Genomic DNA, 1,346 nt, shown 5'->3' with positions numbered 1-1,346 from the left:
GCGGCAACGGCGGCGACACCGGCATTGGCCCTGAGAGCCCGAGTGGCGAGCCGCCCAGCGGTGGCATTGGCGGCAGCGGCAACCTTGCAAGTGCCAGCGCGAATGCGACCGCGACCGGTACCAACGCCGCCGAGGCGACGGCGCTTGCCGTGGGCGGCTCGGGTGGAACCGGAGGCCCCAACTGGAACTCCGAAGCTTCGGGTGGCTACGGCGGCCCCGTCACCGCCGTCGATGCCAGCGCCTTTTCCGGCAGCGGCAAGGTCATGGTCAGCGCCACCGCAGTGGGCGGCAATGGCGGAAATGGCATCGACGGCTACTCACCGACGAACGGCGGCAGCGGTGGTTCGGCGTCGCTGGTCAATGCAGTGAGCGGCGGCACCGCTGGTCAGCTGACCCTCATCCAGGCCGCGCAAGGCGGCTCCGGCGGCAAGGGCGGTGGCACCTATTCCGTTGGCGGCATGGGCGGCGACGCCAGCAGCACCCTGACCCGGGTCGACACGCTTGCAGCCTCGCAGATCGTCACGGTGAGCGCTCAGGGCGGACACAGCGGCACTGGCCTGAACGGAGACTTGCGCAGCGGCGATGCGCTTGCAACTGCCGACGTCAGCGGCGTCGGCGATCTGTCGCTCACGACCACCGCCACAGGCGGCAACGGCAACTCCACCGGTGGTGCGGCCAGCGCATCGGCACGTGGCAGCGTCAGCGGCGCCGGCCAGGTCACGGTGGTTGCCGATGCAGTGGGAGGGCAGGTCAGCTTGAGAAACGACGACCCGCATGGCGGCACCGCGAGCGTCCAGGCCAGCGGCCAGTCCGGCAGCGGCGCAGTCAGTGTGACGGCACGGGCGCGAGGCGGTGATGGCGGCGCCGTCAGGGGCAAACCGGGCGCTGGCGGCGCGGAGGTGTGGCTCAGCAATGCCGCCGTCGGTACCACCACCGGTGCCTTGTCGCTGTATCAGCGTGCCCAGGGTGGGGACGGCGGCGCTGCGCAGTACTACATCGGCGGCTCGGGCGGGGCGGCGACATCCGAGTTGAGCGAGCAGAACCAGACGGCCAGTTCGGTCTTTCTGCGCTCGGAGGCCCAGGGCGGGCGTGGGGGCGACAGCTCGGAGAGCGGCGAACTGGTCGGTGGTGGAGCGGGAGCCGATGCCTATGCCTCCGCTGCCGGCTCCGGCATTGGCATCCTGCAGGTCGAGGCGCTGGCCCAGGGAGGTGCCGGAGGCAACGAGCTGTCCTCCGGCGACGGTGGTCAGGGCGGCCGCGCCACGTCGACTGTCGGCGGCGAAACCCTTGATGCTCTGGCGACCCAGCGTTCTGCCATGGCGACCGGCGGGGCTGGTGGTACTGGC

Annotated in this window: 1 protein-coding gene; it reads left to right on the top strand. The window is 71.2% G+C overall.

All coding sequences use genetic code 11. From position 1 onward, the window contains the following. Nucleotides 1-1,346, top strand: a 1,346-nt coding sequence (locus FKP22_RS33175) for a hypothetical protein (protein ID WP_211361676.1), incomplete at both ends; no start/stop codon positions are given.

Origin of the sequence: Ideonella azotifigens (assembly GCF_006519715.1) — a bacterium.
In the GTDB taxonomy this organism is placed as follows: Bacteria; Pseudomonadota; Gammaproteobacteria; order Burkholderiales; family Burkholderiaceae_C; genus Ideonella; species Ideonella azotifigens.
This window is presented reverse-complemented; position numbering and strand designations above follow the sequence as displayed.